Below are 16,368 nucleotides of genomic sequence, written 5' to 3'. Positions count from 1 at the left end.
TTTCCTTCACTATCAGTTTTTGGAAGAGGAAGTGGCTTTAAGGCTTTACTTAATAACTGAAAAGTTTTCACTTTGATAGAAATTTCTCCTACTTGCGTTTTAAACAATTCACCTTCAATTCCTATAAAATCTCCTAAGTCTAATAATTTTTTAAATACATCATTGTAAAGAGTTTTATCTTCTCCTTCACAAATTTCATCTCTATTTAAATAAATTTGGATACGACCTTCAGCATCTTGTAATTCAGCAAAAGAAGCCTTTCCCTGAATTTTCTTTCGCATCAAACGTCCAGCAAGAACAACCTTTTTTCCTTCCTCGTAATTTTCTTTAATCTGTTTAGAATAAATATCTACAGGAAATAAATCTGCAGGATAAGGATTAATGCCTAATGCTCTTAGTTTTTCAAGCTTTTCTCTTCTTACAATTTCTTGTTCTGATAATTGCATGGTACGTATATTTATTTGATGAATTTAATAGCTTGCAAAGATACCGAATGAAAAGTGAATTTTAAATAATAAAGCTTAAAGTTTGTGCAGAGAAGTTATGGTTTGATGAAAAAAAATCAAGATTTTCTGTAATTCTTGTTTTACACATCTATTTTGTTATATTTGCAATGTGTTGTTTTGATGCTTTTAGAAAAAAGCATTATGGTTTTTGTTGAGACCAGTGGAAAGCTTCCCTCGTTTAGGGTTGCTTTTTTTTTGCTTAAAATTTAAATATTTCTGATTTGTATAGCCAAAATTCTTCCATGAAATAATAAAAGAAGAAGCCACCAACAACAAGTTTTAATCCCGTAGAGAATAGAAAGCCAATAAAAGTACCCGTAGCTGCTTTAAAAGCTTTTTTAAAATCACTTTTGTCTTCAATAAGTTCTCCTAAAAAAGCTCCTGCAAAGGGACCAATAATAATTCCAATAGGAGCAAAGAACAAACCGACAATTAATCCTATTGTAGATCCCCACACGCCTTTTTTAGTTCCACCAAATTTCTTGGTTCCAATAACGGGTATGATATAATCTAATGCGGTAACGATGATGGCAATTATAAGAGTTGTCCAGATAAATTGTGAGTTGTTAGGCACGGCAGTGGTTCCGTATAAACATAGAAGTCCTAGCCATCCAATAGGTGGACCAGGTAATACCGGAAGGATTGCGCCTAATATCCCTAATGAAATAAAAAATAATCCGAGTAAGGTGAGTAATATGTCCATAGCAGAAAAATAATAAAACTGTCGATACAATAAATATTTTGTAAAGATAAGTGAAGTAGGGTTGTAAATGTATGTAATGCATTGTGGTAAAGGAAAAAGTTGTATTTTCACTTATCAATTGACCACAATGATTTTGCGAATACTTTTTGTGTTTTTTATTACGATTGCTATAAGTTCATGTGAGTTTATTCAGAGCACTACGGGAAAACTATTTTCTACTCAAGCCGTGGATACTATTGTAGATTATCATAAAGTAGATGAGTATCCACAATTTCGAGTATGTAAAGACCTATTAGATATTGATAAAAAGAATCGTTGTTTTATCAATAACCTTTACAATCATTTTGCAAACGACTTATTAAAAGAAACTTTTGGTGTTCCGGAGTGTACAAATGAAGTGGTAACGGTAAAATTGTTATGCGATTCAGAAGGAAAGACATCTTTAGTATCCATTGAATCTTCTGAACTGGTTCAAAACGCAATTCCAGAGTTAGAAACCATTATAAAAAATAGTGTTAGTTCCTTACCTGTCTTAAGAGCAGCACTCAAGCGTTCTATTCCTGTCAGTACGGTATTTGAATTACCAATAGTTATAAAAATGAAATAGGGATGTTTTCACATCCCTATTTTATTTAGTTTAACAATTTCCAGATGGCATCTTTGAGTTCCATCATTCCAATCTGCGCGACAGATGAAAAGAATAAGGCTGGTATTCCTTCAGGAAGTTCCTCTTTTATTTCTTCTTTCAATTCATCATCTAACATATCACATTTAGATATAGCTAATAAGCGTTGTTTGTCTAAAAGTTCTGGATTGTGTTTTTTCAATTCGTTCAGAAGAATTTTATATTCTTCCTTGATGTCATCAGAATCCGAAGGAATTAAAAATAACAAGGCTGAGTTACGTTCTATATGTCTTAAAAAACGATGTCCTAAACCCTTACCTTCAGAAGCTCCTTCAATAATCCCAGGAATATCTGCCATTACAAAACTTTGATGGTTACGATATTCTACAATTCCTAAATTAGGTTTCAATGTTGTAAAAGCATAATCAGCAATTTTTGGTTTTGCTGCGGTAACAGTGGCTAATAAGGTTGATTTTCCAGCATTTGGGAAACCTACCAAACCAACATCAGCTAAAAGCTTTAGTTCAATTTGAAACCATCCATCAACACCTGGCATACCTGGTTGGGCATAACGTGGCGTTTGATTGGTTGATGATTTGAAATTCCAGTTACCAAGTCCTCCTTTACCACCTTCACAAAGAATAATTTCTTGCTGGTCTTCTGTAATTTCAAATAGAATTTCTTGTGTTTCTATATCTCTTACAATTGTACCTAAAGGGACATCAAGGTATTTATCTTCACCATCAGCTCCAGTACTTCTACTTTTACTACCATGACCACCTTTGTCGGCTCTGGTATGCTTTAAAAAGCGTAAGTGATGCAAGGTCCACATACCTTTGTTTCCTTTTAGAATGACATGGCCACCACGACCACCATCACCACCATCAGGACCACCTTTGGTAATAAATTTTTCTCTATGTAAGTGCGTAGAGCCACCTCCACCATCTCCAGAAGATGCGTAGATTTTAATATAGTCAATAAAATTCCCGTCAGTCATGATATGAGGGTTTAAACCTTCGCTAAATGTTAGCTTTGGCTATTGTAATTTGTCAATTACGTTTGAAATTAATCCAGTGATGTCGCTGATAGAACCTACACCATTAATTCCGTAATATTTATCCTGTTTGTCGTAGTAATCTTTTACAATAGCTGTTTTTGTATTGTATTCGTTAAAACGATTTCTAATTTTAGATTCGTCTTGATCATCAGCACGACCTGATACTTTTCCTCTTTCTAACAAACGACCAACTAACACATCTTCCTCTACTTCTAGAGCAATCATTCCGTTGATAGTTGCATTTTTATCTGCTAAAAAGCTATCTAATTCAGCCGCTTGAGATTCTGTTCTAGGAAATCCATCAAAGATAAAACCATTCGCTTCTGCATTTTTTTCAACTTCAGCTTTCAACATATTGATTGTAACCTCGTCAGGTACTAAATTACCATTGTCGATATATGATTTAGCCAAAATTCCTAATTCAGTTTCGTTTTTAATGTTGAAACGGAATACATCTCCTGTAGAAATATGTACTAAATTGTACTTATCCTTTAAAACTTCTGCTTGTGTTCCTTTTCCTGCTCCTGGAGGGCCGAATAATACGATGTTTTTCATGTTTATTATTTTGATAATTTGTAAATATCTGGAAGGTTTCTTCCTAATCCGTCATAATCCAAACCATAACCAACGATAAAATTGTCAGGGATTTCAAATGCGACGTAATCTATGTGTAATTCTTTTTTAAAAACTTCTGGTTTAAAGAATAAGCTAACAATTTTGAGATCCTTTACTTTCTCTTCTCCAAGAATTTTATAAATTTCTTGAAGTGTTGTACCTGTGTCGATAATATCCTCTAAGACTATAATTGTTCTGTCCGTTAAATCCTCATTAATTCCTAAAAGCTGTTTGACTTTTCCTGAAGATTTAGTTTTTTCGTAAGAAGCCAATTTGATGAAAGTAATTTCACATTCACTTTTATAGGCCCTGATAAAATCTGCGGCAAAAATAAAAGCGCCATTTAAAATACTGATAAATAAAGGTCTTTCACCTTTTAAATCTTTCTTTAGTTGTTGCGCCAAAGAACTTACTGCTTGTTGTATTTTATCACGGTCGATGTAAACCTCGAAATTTTTATCATGTATCTGAATCGGTTTCATCTCTTGTACTTATTCTTAGGTTAAAAATAACAGAAAACCGTCCCCAATAGAATTAGGGACGGTTTACCATTATGAAAACGGTATAAACTATTTAGTTTTTTTTTCTTCGTTTTTGTTAGAGGTATCAAACATTATTGGTGATGCCACAAATAATGAAGAGTACGTTCCAACTAACACCCCGATAATCAAGGCGAACATAAATCCTTTGATTGAATCTCCTCCAAATAAGAAGATCGCTAACAATACAATTAAAGTAGTTAAAGAAGTATTGATCGTTCTTCCTAAAGTACTACTCAATGCTTTATTTACAACTTCTGGATATTGCCATCCTGCGTGTAATTTAGAATATTCTCTAATTCTATCAAATATTACCACGGTATCATTTAATGAGTATCCTACAACAGTAAGAATTGCTGCAATAAACGATTGACCTATTTCCATATCAAAAGGCATTACTTTGTAAGCAATTGAGAAAATAGACAATACGATTAAAACATCATGGAAAACAGCAGCAACAGCTCCTAAACTATATTGCCATTTCTTAAATCTTAATAAGATGTATAAGAATACCACTAACAATGAACCTAAGATAGCCCATTTAGCAGCGTCTTTAATATCATCAGCAATAGTAGGTTCAACTTTAATAGCGTTGAAAATACCAACTTTTTGTCCGTCAAATCCACCGTTAAATTCTTCTAATGTTGTTCCGTCAGGTAAGAAAGCTTTTACACCCTCAAACAAAGCTTGTTGCACTTCGTCATCAACTCTTTGTCCTTCTTCATCGATACGGAATTTAGTTGTAATCTTTAATTGATTGCTAGTTCCATATGTTTTTACTTCAGGAGAACTTTCAAAAACATCTTTTAAGCTGTTTGCAACTTCAGAAGAGTTCATTGGTTGTGCAAAACGAACAACATAAGAACGACCTCCTACGAAATCTACACCGTAGTTCAATCCATTTGTAAATAATGATCCTAAACCTAAAACTAAGATAGTTCCAGAAACAGCATACATTACTTTACGTTTCTTTAAGAAGTCGATGTCAATGTTTGTAAACCATTTTTTAGTCATTCCAGTATTGAAAGTCAAAGTTTGACCTTTTCCAGAATAAGCATCGATAAATAATCTAGTGATAAAGATTGCTGTAAATAATGAAGTAGCAATACCAATCATTAATGTAGAAGCGAATCCTTTAACAGGTCCAGTTCCGAACACAAATAAAATCAAACCAGTTAATAAGGTAGTGATATTGGCATCTAAAATAGAAGACAAAGCATTACTAAATCCATCGCTAATTCCTTCTTTTAAACTTTTCCCTCTAGATAATTCCTCTTTGATACGCTCAAAGATAAGTACGTTTGCATCTACGGACATACCAATAGTAAGTACGATACCAGCAATACCAGGCAATGTCAATACAGCACCAAATGCTGATAAAATTCCGAATATAAATAAGATGTTTACTAACAATGCAACGTTAGCAAAGATTCCTGCTTTACCATAGTAAAAAATCATCCATACCAATACCAATAATAAGGCAAGTACAAAAGATTGAATTCCACTATCAATTGCTTCCTGACCTAAAGATGGTCCAACAATTTCTGATTGAATGATATGCGCAGCAGCAGGTAATTTACCAGCTTTTAAAACATTTGCTAAATCTTGTGCCTCTAACACTGTAAAGTTTCCAGAGATAGAAGTTCTTCCTCCTGTAATTGCAGTATTTACTCTTGGAGCAGTATAAACATAATCATCCAACACTACAGCAACAAAATTTCCAACGTTGTCCGCAGTCATTTTAGCCCATAGTTTAGAACCTCTAGAGTTCATAGTCATGCTCACCTCAGGGTTTGTTCCTAATTGGTCATATTCTTGAGAAGCATTGATAATCACATCTCCCTGAATAGGAGCCATATCTTTTCTGTTAGATTTGATAGCGTACAAGTTGATAACTTCAGTATCTTTGATAGGCTTAGCATCCCATAAGAACTTAACATGTTTCATCTCAGGAGATAATAACTCTCTGATTTCTTTCATTGCTAAGTATTTGTTTACAGTAGCAGTATCAATAACAGCTGCCGTACCAACGATAGAGCTAATTTCGTTTTGACTTCTAGGGATTCTAGGGTATAAAACAGAAAATAAATCTTTTGTTTGTTTTGTTGCAGTAGAATCTTTTACCTCTCCTAATAAATCGTCAATTTCACTTGAAGCTTCGTCAGCTGTAGCAGTTTCTTCTTTTGGAGTTTCCTCTTTGAATAATTCAATGATTTTTGAATTAGCAGAGTATAAGAACTGCGCAGTTTCTTGGTTAGAATAAACTTCCCAGAACTGTAATTCAGCAGTCGATTGTAATAATTTTTTTACACGTTCGATGTCTTTTGCACCAGGCAATTCAATCAAAATTCTTCCAGAATTTCCAATTCTTTGGATGTTTGGTTGTGTAACTCCAAACTTATCAATTCTACTTCTTAATACTTCAAAGGCTGTGTTAATAGAGCTACTGATCTCTTCACGGATAGCGTCTTTTGTTTCTTCATCCGATTTTTGGAAGTTGATTTTTTCTCTTAAAGATTTGTTTCCAAAAATATCAGGAGCATTTAATTTATCATTTCCAGTTGCAATATTGTCAAATTCAGAAAAGAATAAATCTAAGTAAGATTCAGTACTGTTTTTCTGAGCAGCAGAAGCCGCTTTTAAAGCCTTGTTGAATGATTCATTTTTAGAGTTATTTGACAAACCAATTAAGATGTCTTTTACAGATACTTGCAAAGTAGCGTTAATTCCCCCTTTTAAGTCAAGACCTAAGTTGATTTCTTTGTCTTTGATGTCATTGTAACTAAAAGAAACTCCAAACTTATCAAATACAGCAACGTTAGCAACAGAATCTAAGTAGGTTCTTTCAAATTTAGCTAAAGCTCTACCGTCGTTTTCTTCGGCATGTGCAATTGCATATTCTTTAGCGTCCTTTTCAACACCTCCCGCTAACCAAGTAAATGATAATTGGTATAAACTAACTATTCCAAAGAGAATTGCGAACAGTTTTATAAGTCCTTTGTTTTGCATTATTTATTGTCTTAAATTTTATAAACGTGCAAATATAGTATTTCAAACATGAAAAGACAATTTTTTGTTGTTTTTAATTTAACCTGCTGTTTTGTTAGCTGTTAGTTGTTGAAACTTGACTTTTTGAGGGGGGAATTAGCTCGAAAAATAAAAAAAACACCACAAAAAAGATGTGATGTTTGGCGTTGGTAAATTGTTGTTTTTTGAGGGAAATAATCCTTAATCTTGTTTGTTTTTGTTTGTTGAATTTCTAATTATTAATTTCGATTTTAATATTTTTCTCGTGTTTTTTGTAGAGTAATTTTTTATTTTATTTAATAAAAGTTGAGCAGAGGTTTGTCCCATTTCATGTCCTGGTTGATCTATACTGGTAAGTGATGGTTGAATTAATTCGTCAACAGGTTCGTTATTAAAACCGATAATAGAAATATCTTCTGGTATTTTCAAACCTCTTTCTTTTGCTACAAGCATTACAGCAATCGCAAGTTGGTCGCTATAACATAGGATACCATCTGGATGTGATGGTGAATAAAGTAATTTTCTAGCTGTCGATAAATTGCTTTCTTGAGAGAAGTCTGAGTATTCAATTCTTTTTTCATTGATATCGATGTTTTCTTTTTCCAAGGCTTTTTTATAACCAAGCAATCGTGTGTTGCTGATTTGAAGTATTTCCGGTCCACCTATATATGCAATGTCTTTACAGCCTATTTCTACTAAATGTTGAGTGGCATCGAAGGCAGCCCGAAAGTTATCTATGACTACCTTGTCACTTTCTATTTCTTCACAAAGTCTGTTAAAAAACACAAGTGGGATATCGTTTTTTTGAGCATCTAAAAAGTGATCAAAGTTTTTTGTTTCTCCAGCAACGGAAATAATTAGTCCTGCAATTCTTATATCAATCAATTCTTTGATCAAACTTTTTTCTCTTTCAAAAGATTCGTTAGATTGACAAATAATAAGTCTAAGATTGTTTTCTTCTGCAACTTTTTCCATACCACTAATGGCAGTTGCATACAAGTGATAGTTTATCTTAGGGATGATTACCCCAATGGCATTCATTTTTTTCAATCCGCTGAAGTCGAAATTCTTATTCTGAAAATAATTCATTTCCTTAGCAGTGCTTAGAACTTTATCTCTTATGGCCTTGCTTATTCTAGGGTTGTTTTGTAATGCTCTTGAAACAGTAGAAGTGGAGATATCGAGCTTTGCAGCAATGTCCTTCAAAGTAATTTTTTTCATAAAACTAAATTAGAAAAAAAAATAGTTAAAAATTACCTGTGCAATAATTTGCGCTAATTACTTTAAGTCTTTGGTTTTTTAGTTGCTTTTTAATCTATAATATTGTGTGGAAGTTCCTGCATTTGTTGTTGGGGATGCGCAAAATATTGCATTAAACAAAGGAGAAGTATTTAAATTTTTAATTATGAGTAAAGAGTATAAATTAGCGGTTGTAAATGGTGATGGTATTGGGAACGAAATTGTACCTGCAGGAATGAAGGTGTTGATGGCTGTTTCAAAAAAATTTGGTTTTAAATTGAATACTGAAAGTTTTCCTTATGGAGCTGGTTACTTTTTGAAGCATGGAAAGTTTATGGCGGATAGTGCTTTGGAAGATTTAAAATCATTTGATGCTATTTATTTCGGAGCGGTTGGTTTGCCAGAAGTAGATGATACTTTGCCAGCAAAGGATTATACTTTTAAAGTGAGAACAGAGTTTCAACAGTATGTCAATTACCGTCCGGTAAAATTGTTTGCGGGAGTAGAAAGCCCGTTGAGATATAAAGAAGAGAAAGATATCGATTTTGTGATTATTCGGGAGAATAACGAGGGGGAGTTTGTTCAAAGTGGTAAAATTTTACACCCAGAAACACCTGGTGGTATGGCTATAGATACCAGTATTTTTACTCGTCATGGAATTGAAAGAATTGCACATTACTCATTCAAATTGGCGAGAAAGAGAAATAAAAAGGTAACTAATGTAACAAAATCAAATACATTGATAAATAGTTTGTTATTTTGGGACATGGTAATTGCAGAAGTAGCAGAACAATATCCTGATGTTGAATATTCAAAAATGTATGTGGATAATGCAGCAGCAAGTTTTGTGTTGAAACCAGAAGTTTTTGATGTGATTGTTACGACCAATATGATTGGAGATATTCTTTCTGATTTGGGAGGAGCGATTATTGGTAGTTTAGGTTTGGGAGGAAGTGGAAATATCAATCCAGAAAGTGATTTTCCTTCGATGTTTGAGCCGATTCATGGTTCAGCACCAGATATTGCGGGAAAAAATATAGCGAATCCTATTGGGCAAATATGGTCTGCTGCGATTATGTTAGAGCATCTTGGTGAAATTGAGGCTTCAAAAGCAATTGTCAAAGCAATCAATGCTGCGACGAGTAAAGGTGAGTTTACTAAAGATTTAGGGGGATCTGCAAGTACAGAACAAGTAACAGAAAATATTTTACAAGCATTATAAAATGATTAACAAACCCGGTGGTAAAACAATTGATCTTACAAGAAAAATTTCTAATGGAGATCCAGGGGTGCAAATTGAGTCGGCAAAAACTATTAGAAAAGATGGTTGGAATGCAACTACTTTAAATTTGTATTCTCATAGCGGCACACATATGGATGCACCGATGCATTTTGCTGTAAACGATAAAACAATTGATCAAATTCCGGTAGATAGATTTATTTCTAACGCTTGGCTGATTGACCTTTCGGGAATTCAAGCAGGTGGGCTTATAAATATTGAAGATCTTGGTGATGCCTTAGGCCTTATAATGGCAGGGGATAGTTTGTTGTTTAGAACGGGATGGAGTTTTAAATTTGGAACAAAGGCTTATAGAGATGAATTGCCGAGAATAAGCAAGGAACTCGCTGTTTGGTGTGGTGCTAAAGGAATTAATTTGATAGGAGTAGAACCTCCCTCTGTTGCAGATGTGAATGCGATAGACGAAGTGACTGAAATCCATGAGATTCTGATGAAAAACGATATAATAATTGTAGAAGGCCTCATCAATCTTGATAAAATTATAAACAATCAGGTAACACTTATTGCCATGCCTCTTAAAGTTGCTAATGGTGATGGTGCACCGGCCAGAGTAATAGCTATTGAAGAATAAAAAATGTTGAGAAAGAATTATTTAAGTCAACTCCAAGAGGAAAGCCTTACACAAAAAGGTTATATGAAGGAGATTGCTTTGGAGTTAAAAGCAAAACAGCCTATGGTTGTAGTCTTAGATGATGACCCTACTGGGACGCAAACAGTACACGGAGTTTCGGTAGTGACAGATTGGGAGCAATCAACTCTTGACGAAATGTTTATGTCTGAGAACTCCCTGTTTTTTATATTAACAAACTCAAGAAGTTTTAAAGAAGAAAAAGCATATGAAGTTTATTTTGAAATAGGTAAAAGGATTAAAGTTGCTGCTGATAAATCGCACAAAAATTTTATTGTTGTTAGTAGAGGAGATTCTACTTTAAGAGGTCATTATTTTGCAGAAACAACTGCGTTAGAAAAAGGAATAGATGTTTCTGATTGCAAACAAATCTTGATACCAGCCTTCTTTGAAGGGGGAAGATTTACTTTGGAAGATGTACATTACATGTTGGATGGAGATGCATGTATACCAGTTTCTGAAAGTGATTTTGCAAAGGATAATACTTTTGGGTATAAAAACTCAAATCTTTTGGATTGGGTTTCTGAGAAAACGAATGGAATCATAGAGTCTAGTGACATAGATAGTTTTTCAATTGAGGTAATAAGAAAACTCGGTCCGGATACTATCAGTAAAAAATTGTTAGCTCATGATAGTCATAAGTACACTGTGGTAAACGCTCTGTCGTATCAAGACTTAGAAGCATTTGCTTATGGTCTTTATAAATCTAACCTATCCGCTATTATTAGAAGTTCTGCATCTTTTGTAAATGCGATTGGTGGGATTGAGAAAAAAGCATTGTTGAATTCAGATGATTTTCCAAATTCAAAAAACGGAGGGCTTACTATAGTTGGATCCTATGTGTCCAAAACTTCAAGTCAGTTAAAGGTACTTCAGAAAGCTGAAAATTTTGCATTTCTAGAATTGGATGTAAATGCCGTATTAAATTCTGAATCTAGAGATACTATTATTTCCATGAGCAGTCGAATAGATAAAATGATTGCACAAGGTCAGGATGTTGTTGTCTATACTTCTCGTAGAGTTGTTTCGGGAGCTGATGGTAATTCTAGTTTAGAGGTTGTAAACCAGGTTTCGAATGCCATAGTTGATATAGTAAGAAATATTAAAAAAGAACCAAGATATATTCTGGCAAAGGGAGGGATTACCTCTAGTGATATTGCCGTTAAAGCCTTAGGAGTAAAAAAGGCCTTTGTAGAAGGTCAGGTATTGCCGGGAGTACCTGTCTGGCAATTGGGAATTGAAACCAAATTTCCTTCTGTACCCTATATAATTTTCCCAGGAAATGTGGGAGATGAAAATGCACTAACCAATGCATTAACTAAACTAAATTGATTTATGAAAAAAGCAGCTAAATTCTTCCCACGTCGGTACTTTATGGTTATCGGTACATTTCTACTATCATTATTGTTGTATATAGATCGTGTTTGTATTTCTGTTGCCAAGGATCCGATTTCGGAAGAATTGATGTTGTCTGACAAACAAATGGGCTGGGTGTTATCTGTGTTTGCTCTGGGCTATGCTCTGTGTCAAACACCTAGTGGGATATTGGCTGATAAATATGGACCAAGGAAAATTCTATCGGCTATTGTCGTTGTTTGGTCTATTTTCACCGCGTTTACAGGAGCGGTATGGAATTTTGTTTCTTTGTTAGTAGTTAGATTTCTATTTGGTGCTGGAGAAGCAGGTGCTTTTCCAAGTATATCAAGGGCTTCTTATAGTTGGATTCCAATGTCTGAACGGGGAATTGTGACAGGAATTAATTTTTCTGGCTCAAGGTTAGGAGCGGCATTTTCTTTGCCATTTGTAGCATGGTTATTGCAAGGATTTGGATGGAGAAGTACCTTTTATATTTTAGGAGCAGTTGGTTTGATATGGGCGGTTCTATGGTATTTGTTTTTTAGGGATACACCTGAATCGCATCCAAGTTTAAATCAAGAGGAAGTAGCCTTTATACAAAAGAATAGACAGCAAAAATCGAAAGTTAAGAATATTGAAAAATTAGATTTTTCTAAATTATTAAAATCAAAAAATATGCGTTATGCTATGGGACAGTATTTTTGTAGCAATTTTACTTTTTTCTTTGCGCTGACCTGGTTGTATCCGCATATTAAATCTAAATATGGATTGGAAGGATTAGAAACAGGTATGTATGCTGCTATTCCTTTGATATTTGGAGCTTTTGGAAATTGGTTTTCTGGTTATTTGAGTGATAAAATCTATAAAAAAGGAAACTGGAGAAAGTCAAGGACCTTTCCTGCGTCTATAGGTTTTTTCTTGGCCGCAATAGGATTGCTATCTAGTATATACATGGACACTGTGACTGGAGCTATTTTGTGTTTGAGTGTTGCGATTTTTGGAGCAGATATGACCTTGCCACCATCTTGGTCATTTTGTATTGATATTGGTGAAAAACATGCCGGTACAGTTTCAGGAACAATGAATATGGCAGGAAATGTAGGTGCATTTATCACGGCTTTATTATTTCCTTATATTAAGGTGTGGACAGGTTCTGTTGAATCGTTTTTTTATGTAGGAGCGGTGTTGAATTTAATGGCAATTTTCTTTTGGTCTAAAATGAGACCTAAAAAATCATATAAACTGTTTTGATATGAGAGGTGTTTGTGTAGGTACGGGGTATTTTAGTAAGTTTCATTTTGAGGCCTGGTCGAGAATGCCTGATGTTCAAATAACGGCTGTTTGTGATCTTTCTTTGGAGAAAGCGCATGCAGTATCCGAGTTATATGGATTAAATAATGTTTACACCAATGTTGAGGAGATGCTTAAAAACGAGCAGCCTGATTTTATAGATGTTATTACACCACCAGAGTCGCATCTAGAGATATGTAGGTTGGCAATAAAATATAATACAAATGTTATTTGTCAGAAACCTTTTGGAGGTTCTTTGGAGGTAGCCGAAAAAATAGTATCTCTGTTTAAAGAGACGGAAAAAAGAATCATGGTGCATGAGAATTTTAGGTTTCAGCCATGGTATAGAGAAATAAAACAAATATTAGAAGGAGGAATTTTCATAGGAAATAAAATCCATAGTCTACATTTTAGAATGAGAACTGGAGACGGTTGGTCTAAAGATGCATATATGCATAGGCAACCCTATTTTAGAACGATGCCAAAGTTGTTAATGCATGAAACTGGAGTCCACTTTATTGATACTTTTAGGTTTTTAGCAGGTGAGATTAATTCTGTTTATGCGAAGTTGAAAAATTTAAATTCAAATATTGTTGGAGAAGATTATGCAATGGTAATTTTTGATTTCGAAAGTTTGGCTCATGGTGTTTTTGATGCAAATAGGTTTAATGAAAATGCTGCAGAAAATCCACGGTTGACTTTTGGTGTATTGCAGTTGGATACAGATAAAGGTTCTATTCGCTTGACTGCTGCGGGTAATATCTTTTATAAGTTGTTGGGAGAGGAAGAAAAGGAATGGCAGTATAGTTTTGATGATGTGAATTTTGCCGGAGATTGTGTTTTTGCAACTCAAAGGCATTTTGTCGAAAGTATAGTAAGTGGTGTTGAGTTTGAAACGTCGGCATCAAATTATTTAAAGAATTTGATAGTTCAAAATGCGGTTTATGCGTCTAATGAATTAAGTAAACCAGTAAAAGTAAAATATAGTTAGAGAGCTAGGTATTAAAAGTGTTGATTGTTGTTAAGTAATAGTTGATCTTGATAAATAATGTGGTTATTGTTTTATTAATGCTTTTATGCCAGTCTCTGCTTAAAATTTAATTGAGATGCCATTCATATGTAATGTCAATTGTTGTTAAGTAATAGTTGATCTTGATAAATAATGTGGTTATTGTTTTATTGTCATTATGTATGGGTATCTCACTTGATATAAAGAAAGATTAATTAGAGTGATATGAATGTCTTTGTTTGAATTGTTGTTTGTAATTCTAATCTTAAAATGTGGTTATTGTTTCTCAAACTTCAAAATTCGGCACTCTAAATTAATCGTTTCTTAGCTTATGATTCTTTTCATTTCGTTTCTGTAATTGGAAGGACTCCAACCAGTTTTTTTCTTGAAAATTTTATTGAAGTGAGAAAAGTTGTTAAAACCGCTCTCATAACAGATGTCGGTAATACTCGTTGGTTTTTCTGCTAATAGTTTTGACGCATGCACTATTCTGTATTCGTTAACAAGAACAGTAAACGTTTTTCCTGTAACCTTTTTAAGGTATCTACAAAAAGAAGGAGGAGTCATGTTAACCTCATTTGCAATGTCTTCCAGTCTAATATGATTTTTAAAATTTTTAGTAATATACTTAAAAATTTGATCAACTCTATCATTATCTTGTTGGTAGACTTCCATTGCAAAGTCTTGGACGTTCAAAAGTGTATAGTTCTCGGTAACTGCAAGCTCATTTAAAATTTCAATAAATGTTAATAATCTTTGAATTCCTTGAAGGTTTATCAAATTGGCTATTTTAGGTCCAACTTCTTTTTTTACCGAAGGATGAAAAAGCATTCCCATCTTTGCGCGTTCAAATAATTTATGGATGGCATCCATCTCAGGAAGATTGAGAAACTCTTTCCCTAAAAAGTCGGGCTTCATTTGAATTGTTGTCTCAGATCCATTTATAGTAAGTCGATCCGTGAACCCCATATGCGGTAAATTAGAACCAATTAAAAGCAATTGGCTGTTTTTAAAATAAGAGATATGATTTCCAATATGTCTTTTACCACCGCCATTATTCACATAAACTAATTCTAGCTCAGGGTGAAAGTGCCAGAATTGAAATCTATCCTTAACCGACTCTTTATAATGATTCATAAGGAAAGAACTACCAAAATCTGGTTCTATCTTTTTGAGTGTGGGTTTGTTAGTTAACATGTCTAATTTTTACTCAAAAATAGTTAAAACTAATGTTTCTTCTATGTTATTTTATCGTAAATATATGTAAAGAAAACGTTGTAGGTTAAAATAACACATGTATTAGGCAATTATGATGATGTTTCGAACAGTGTTACCGTTGTATCTTTGTAGTATAAATTTGAAGATAGTTTCAAGTTCAAAGAAGGAAAGTTCGGAGTGGTTACCAGCGATTACTTTTTGAATGTTTTAAAGAATTATTTTTCAAAATATTGGTTTAAGTTTAGTTGAAAAAGGAGTAATCGTTCAGATTACTCCTTTTTTTGTTTGGAAATTAAATACATATGAAATAATTGCGCCGAATAAAGGTTTAAATCTAATGGTAAAAAAGGAATCTCGATGGTAAGTTTGGAGCAAAAAAAAACACTTCAAAATGAAGTGTTTTTTTTTGAGCCGATGGAGGGACTCGAACCCACGACCTGCTGATTACAAATCAGCTGCTCTAGCCAGCTGAGCTACATCGGCTTGTAATAAACTTTGTTTTGTTTGTTACCCGTTTAAGACGCGGCAAATATACTATAGATGTATGTACTACACAAGAAAAAAACACAGATTTTTTAAAGTTTTTTTTAAGTGTTTGGTATTCAGTAATATTTTGTGAAATAAAAAAAGAGCTACTTAAAATCAGTAACTCTTTTCATTTTATTTTGTACTCTATTTAAGTTCTATTGAACTGAATTAGCAGTGTTTTTTGCTTTGATATGTTTGTTGTATCCAAAAACAAGGTTCAATCCTACACGTACATTTGCACCTGTCGCTTCTTCTGGTTTTGTAAACAACGCTTTTAAACTATCCGTAGCAGCATATAATTGCAATGGACCTAGTTTCACCGCAAAGTTCGCTCCGAATAAGAATTCATTATCAATACCTCCCATGCTCGTTAAAACTCCGAAAGTCGTTTTATTTAATGTTCTATTGTATCCCAAAGAGTAACTTGGTTTGAATTCATCAAATGCATGTGTGTTAAATGCAGCTAATGTGAACGTGTTTTTTTCAGTTAAAGCATAACGAGCAGATAAGTATGTTTTCATGCTTAACTTCGTTTCAAATTCTTTTTCAGTTTCGGTAGTCTCAAAAATCTTTTCTAATTCATCTAGAGCGTTGTTTTCAAGTCCTCCTGCATCATCTCTAAGATCGATACCGGAATATACAGCGTCTTTAACATCTTCTATGTTAAAGTTTTTAACGTCTTCTTTCCAAGTAATAGAACCAACGTCATTAACTGCGATTTCAAAAGT

The 16,368-nt window shown here is 33.7% G+C and carries 13 protein-coding genes, 1 tRNA gene and 1 pseudogene; 6 read left to right on the top strand and 9 right to left on the bottom strand.

Features of this window, described 5'->3' with window-relative positions:
- Nucleotides 1-446, bottom strand: a 446-nt coding sequence (locus tag P8H68_RS12460) for an OB-fold nucleic acid binding domain-containing protein (protein ID WP_300325696.1), incomplete at its 3' end; no start/stop codon positions are given.
- Nucleotides 447-705: 259 nt separating this feature from the next.
- Nucleotides 706-1,209, bottom strand: a complete 504-nt coding sequence (locus P8H68_RS12455) for a DUF456 domain-containing protein (protein WP_300325693.1) — start codon at nt 1,207-1,209, stop codon at nt 706-708.
- A 127-nt stretch (nt 1,210-1,336) separates the two neighbouring features.
- On the opposite strand from P8H68_RS12455, the gene P8H68_RS12450 reads away from it, so the two are divergent.
- On the top strand, nt 1,337-1,816 hold the full coding sequence (locus P8H68_RS12450) for a hypothetical protein (RefSeq protein ID WP_300325690.1): 480 nt from the start codon (nt 1,337-1,339) through the stop codon (nt 1,814-1,816).
- Between the two features lie 25 nt (nt 1,817-1,841).
- Here the strand turns inward: P8H68_RS12450 and obgE are convergent, their stop codons facing one another.
- The 4 genes and pseudogenes from obgE to P8H68_RS12430 form a co-directional block, all read right to left on the bottom strand.
- Nucleotides 1,842-2,831 carry a GTPase ObgE gene (gene obgE / locus P8H68_RS12445; protein WP_300325687.1) on the bottom strand — a complete coding sequence of 330 codons (990 nt, stop codon included), beginning with the start codon at nt 2,829-2,831 and terminating at the stop codon, nt 1,842-1,844.
- A 39-nt stretch (nt 2,832-2,870) separates the two neighbouring features.
- Nucleotides 2,871-3,988, bottom strand: a pseudogene (locus P8H68_RS12440) (adenylate kinase).
- An 87-nt stretch (nt 3,989-4,075) separates the two neighbouring features.
- Nucleotides 4,076-7,054 carry a protein translocase subunit SecDF gene (gene secDF, locus P8H68_RS12435; protein WP_300325685.1) on the bottom strand — a complete coding sequence of 993 codons (2,979 nt, stop codon included), beginning with the start codon at nt 7,052-7,054 and terminating at the stop codon, nt 4,076-4,078.
- Between the two features lie 219 nt (nt 7,055-7,273).
- Nucleotides 7,274-8,293, bottom strand: a complete 1,020-nt coding sequence (locus tag P8H68_RS12430; RefSeq protein WP_300325682.1) for a LacI family DNA-binding transcriptional regulator — start codon at nt 8,291-8,293, stop codon at nt 7,274-7,276.
- Nucleotides 8,294-8,399: 106 nt separating this feature from the next.
- Here P8H68_RS12430 and P8H68_RS12425 point away from each other — a divergent pair, with 106 nt between their 5' ends.
- The 5 genes from P8H68_RS12425 to P8H68_RS12405 are packed head-to-tail and all read left to right on the top strand — an operon-like array spanning nt 8,400 to nt 13,876.
- Entirely contained in the window at nt 8,400-9,533 is a 1,134-nt protein-coding gene (locus P8H68_RS12425) for an isocitrate/isopropylmalate family dehydrogenase (RefSeq protein WP_300325679.1), read from the top strand.
- Between the two features lies 1 nt (nt 9,534).
- Nucleotides 9,535-10,182, top strand: coding sequence for a cyclase family protein (locus P8H68_RS12420; RefSeq protein ID WP_300325676.1), 648 nt, complete (start codon nt 9,535-9,537; stop codon nt 10,180-10,182).
- Between the two features lie 3 nt (nt 10,183-10,185).
- Entirely contained in the window at nt 10,186-11,571 is a 1,386-nt protein-coding gene (locus P8H68_RS12415) for a four-carbon acid sugar kinase family protein (protein ID WP_300325673.1), read from the top strand.
- Nucleotides 11,572-11,574: 3 nt separating this feature from the next.
- Complete coding sequence (locus tag P8H68_RS12410; protein WP_300325670.1) at nt 11,575-12,846, top strand: MFS transporter; 1,272 nt, start codon at nt 11,575-11,577, stop codon at nt 12,844-12,846.
- Nucleotide 12,847: 1 nt separating this feature from the next.
- Nucleotides 12,848-13,876: a Gfo/Idh/MocA family oxidoreductase gene (locus P8H68_RS12405; RefSeq protein ID WP_300325667.1), complete on the top strand. Its 1,029-nt coding sequence runs from the start codon at nt 12,848-12,850 to the stop codon at nt 13,874-13,876.
- 342 nt (nt 13,877-14,218) lie between these two features.
- Here the strand turns inward: P8H68_RS12405 and P8H68_RS12400 are convergent, their stop codons facing one another.
- From P8H68_RS12400 to P8H68_RS12390, 3 genes are all read right to left on the bottom strand, one after another.
- Nucleotides 14,219-15,091 (bottom strand): AraC family transcriptional regulator, encoded by an 873-nt coding sequence (locus P8H68_RS12400; RefSeq protein WP_300325664.1) that lies wholly within the window; start codon nt 15,089-15,091, stop codon nt 14,219-14,221.
- A 430-nt stretch (nt 15,092-15,521) separates the two neighbouring features.
- Nucleotides 15,522-15,595 (bottom strand) — tRNA-Thr (locus P8H68_RS12395).
- Between the two features lie 200 nt (nt 15,596-15,795).
- The coding region (locus P8H68_RS12390; protein ID WP_300325661.1) for a DUF5723 family protein at nt 15,796-16,368 on the bottom strand (573 nt) is incomplete at its 5' end.

It is taken from the genome of Flavicella sp. (assembly GCF_029238425.1).
Lineage (GTDB): Bacteria > Bacteroidota > Bacteroidia > Flavobacteriales > Flavobacteriaceae > Flavicella.
Note: the sequence above shows the minus strand (reverse complement) of the source record. Positions and strands in the feature narration are given on the sequence as shown.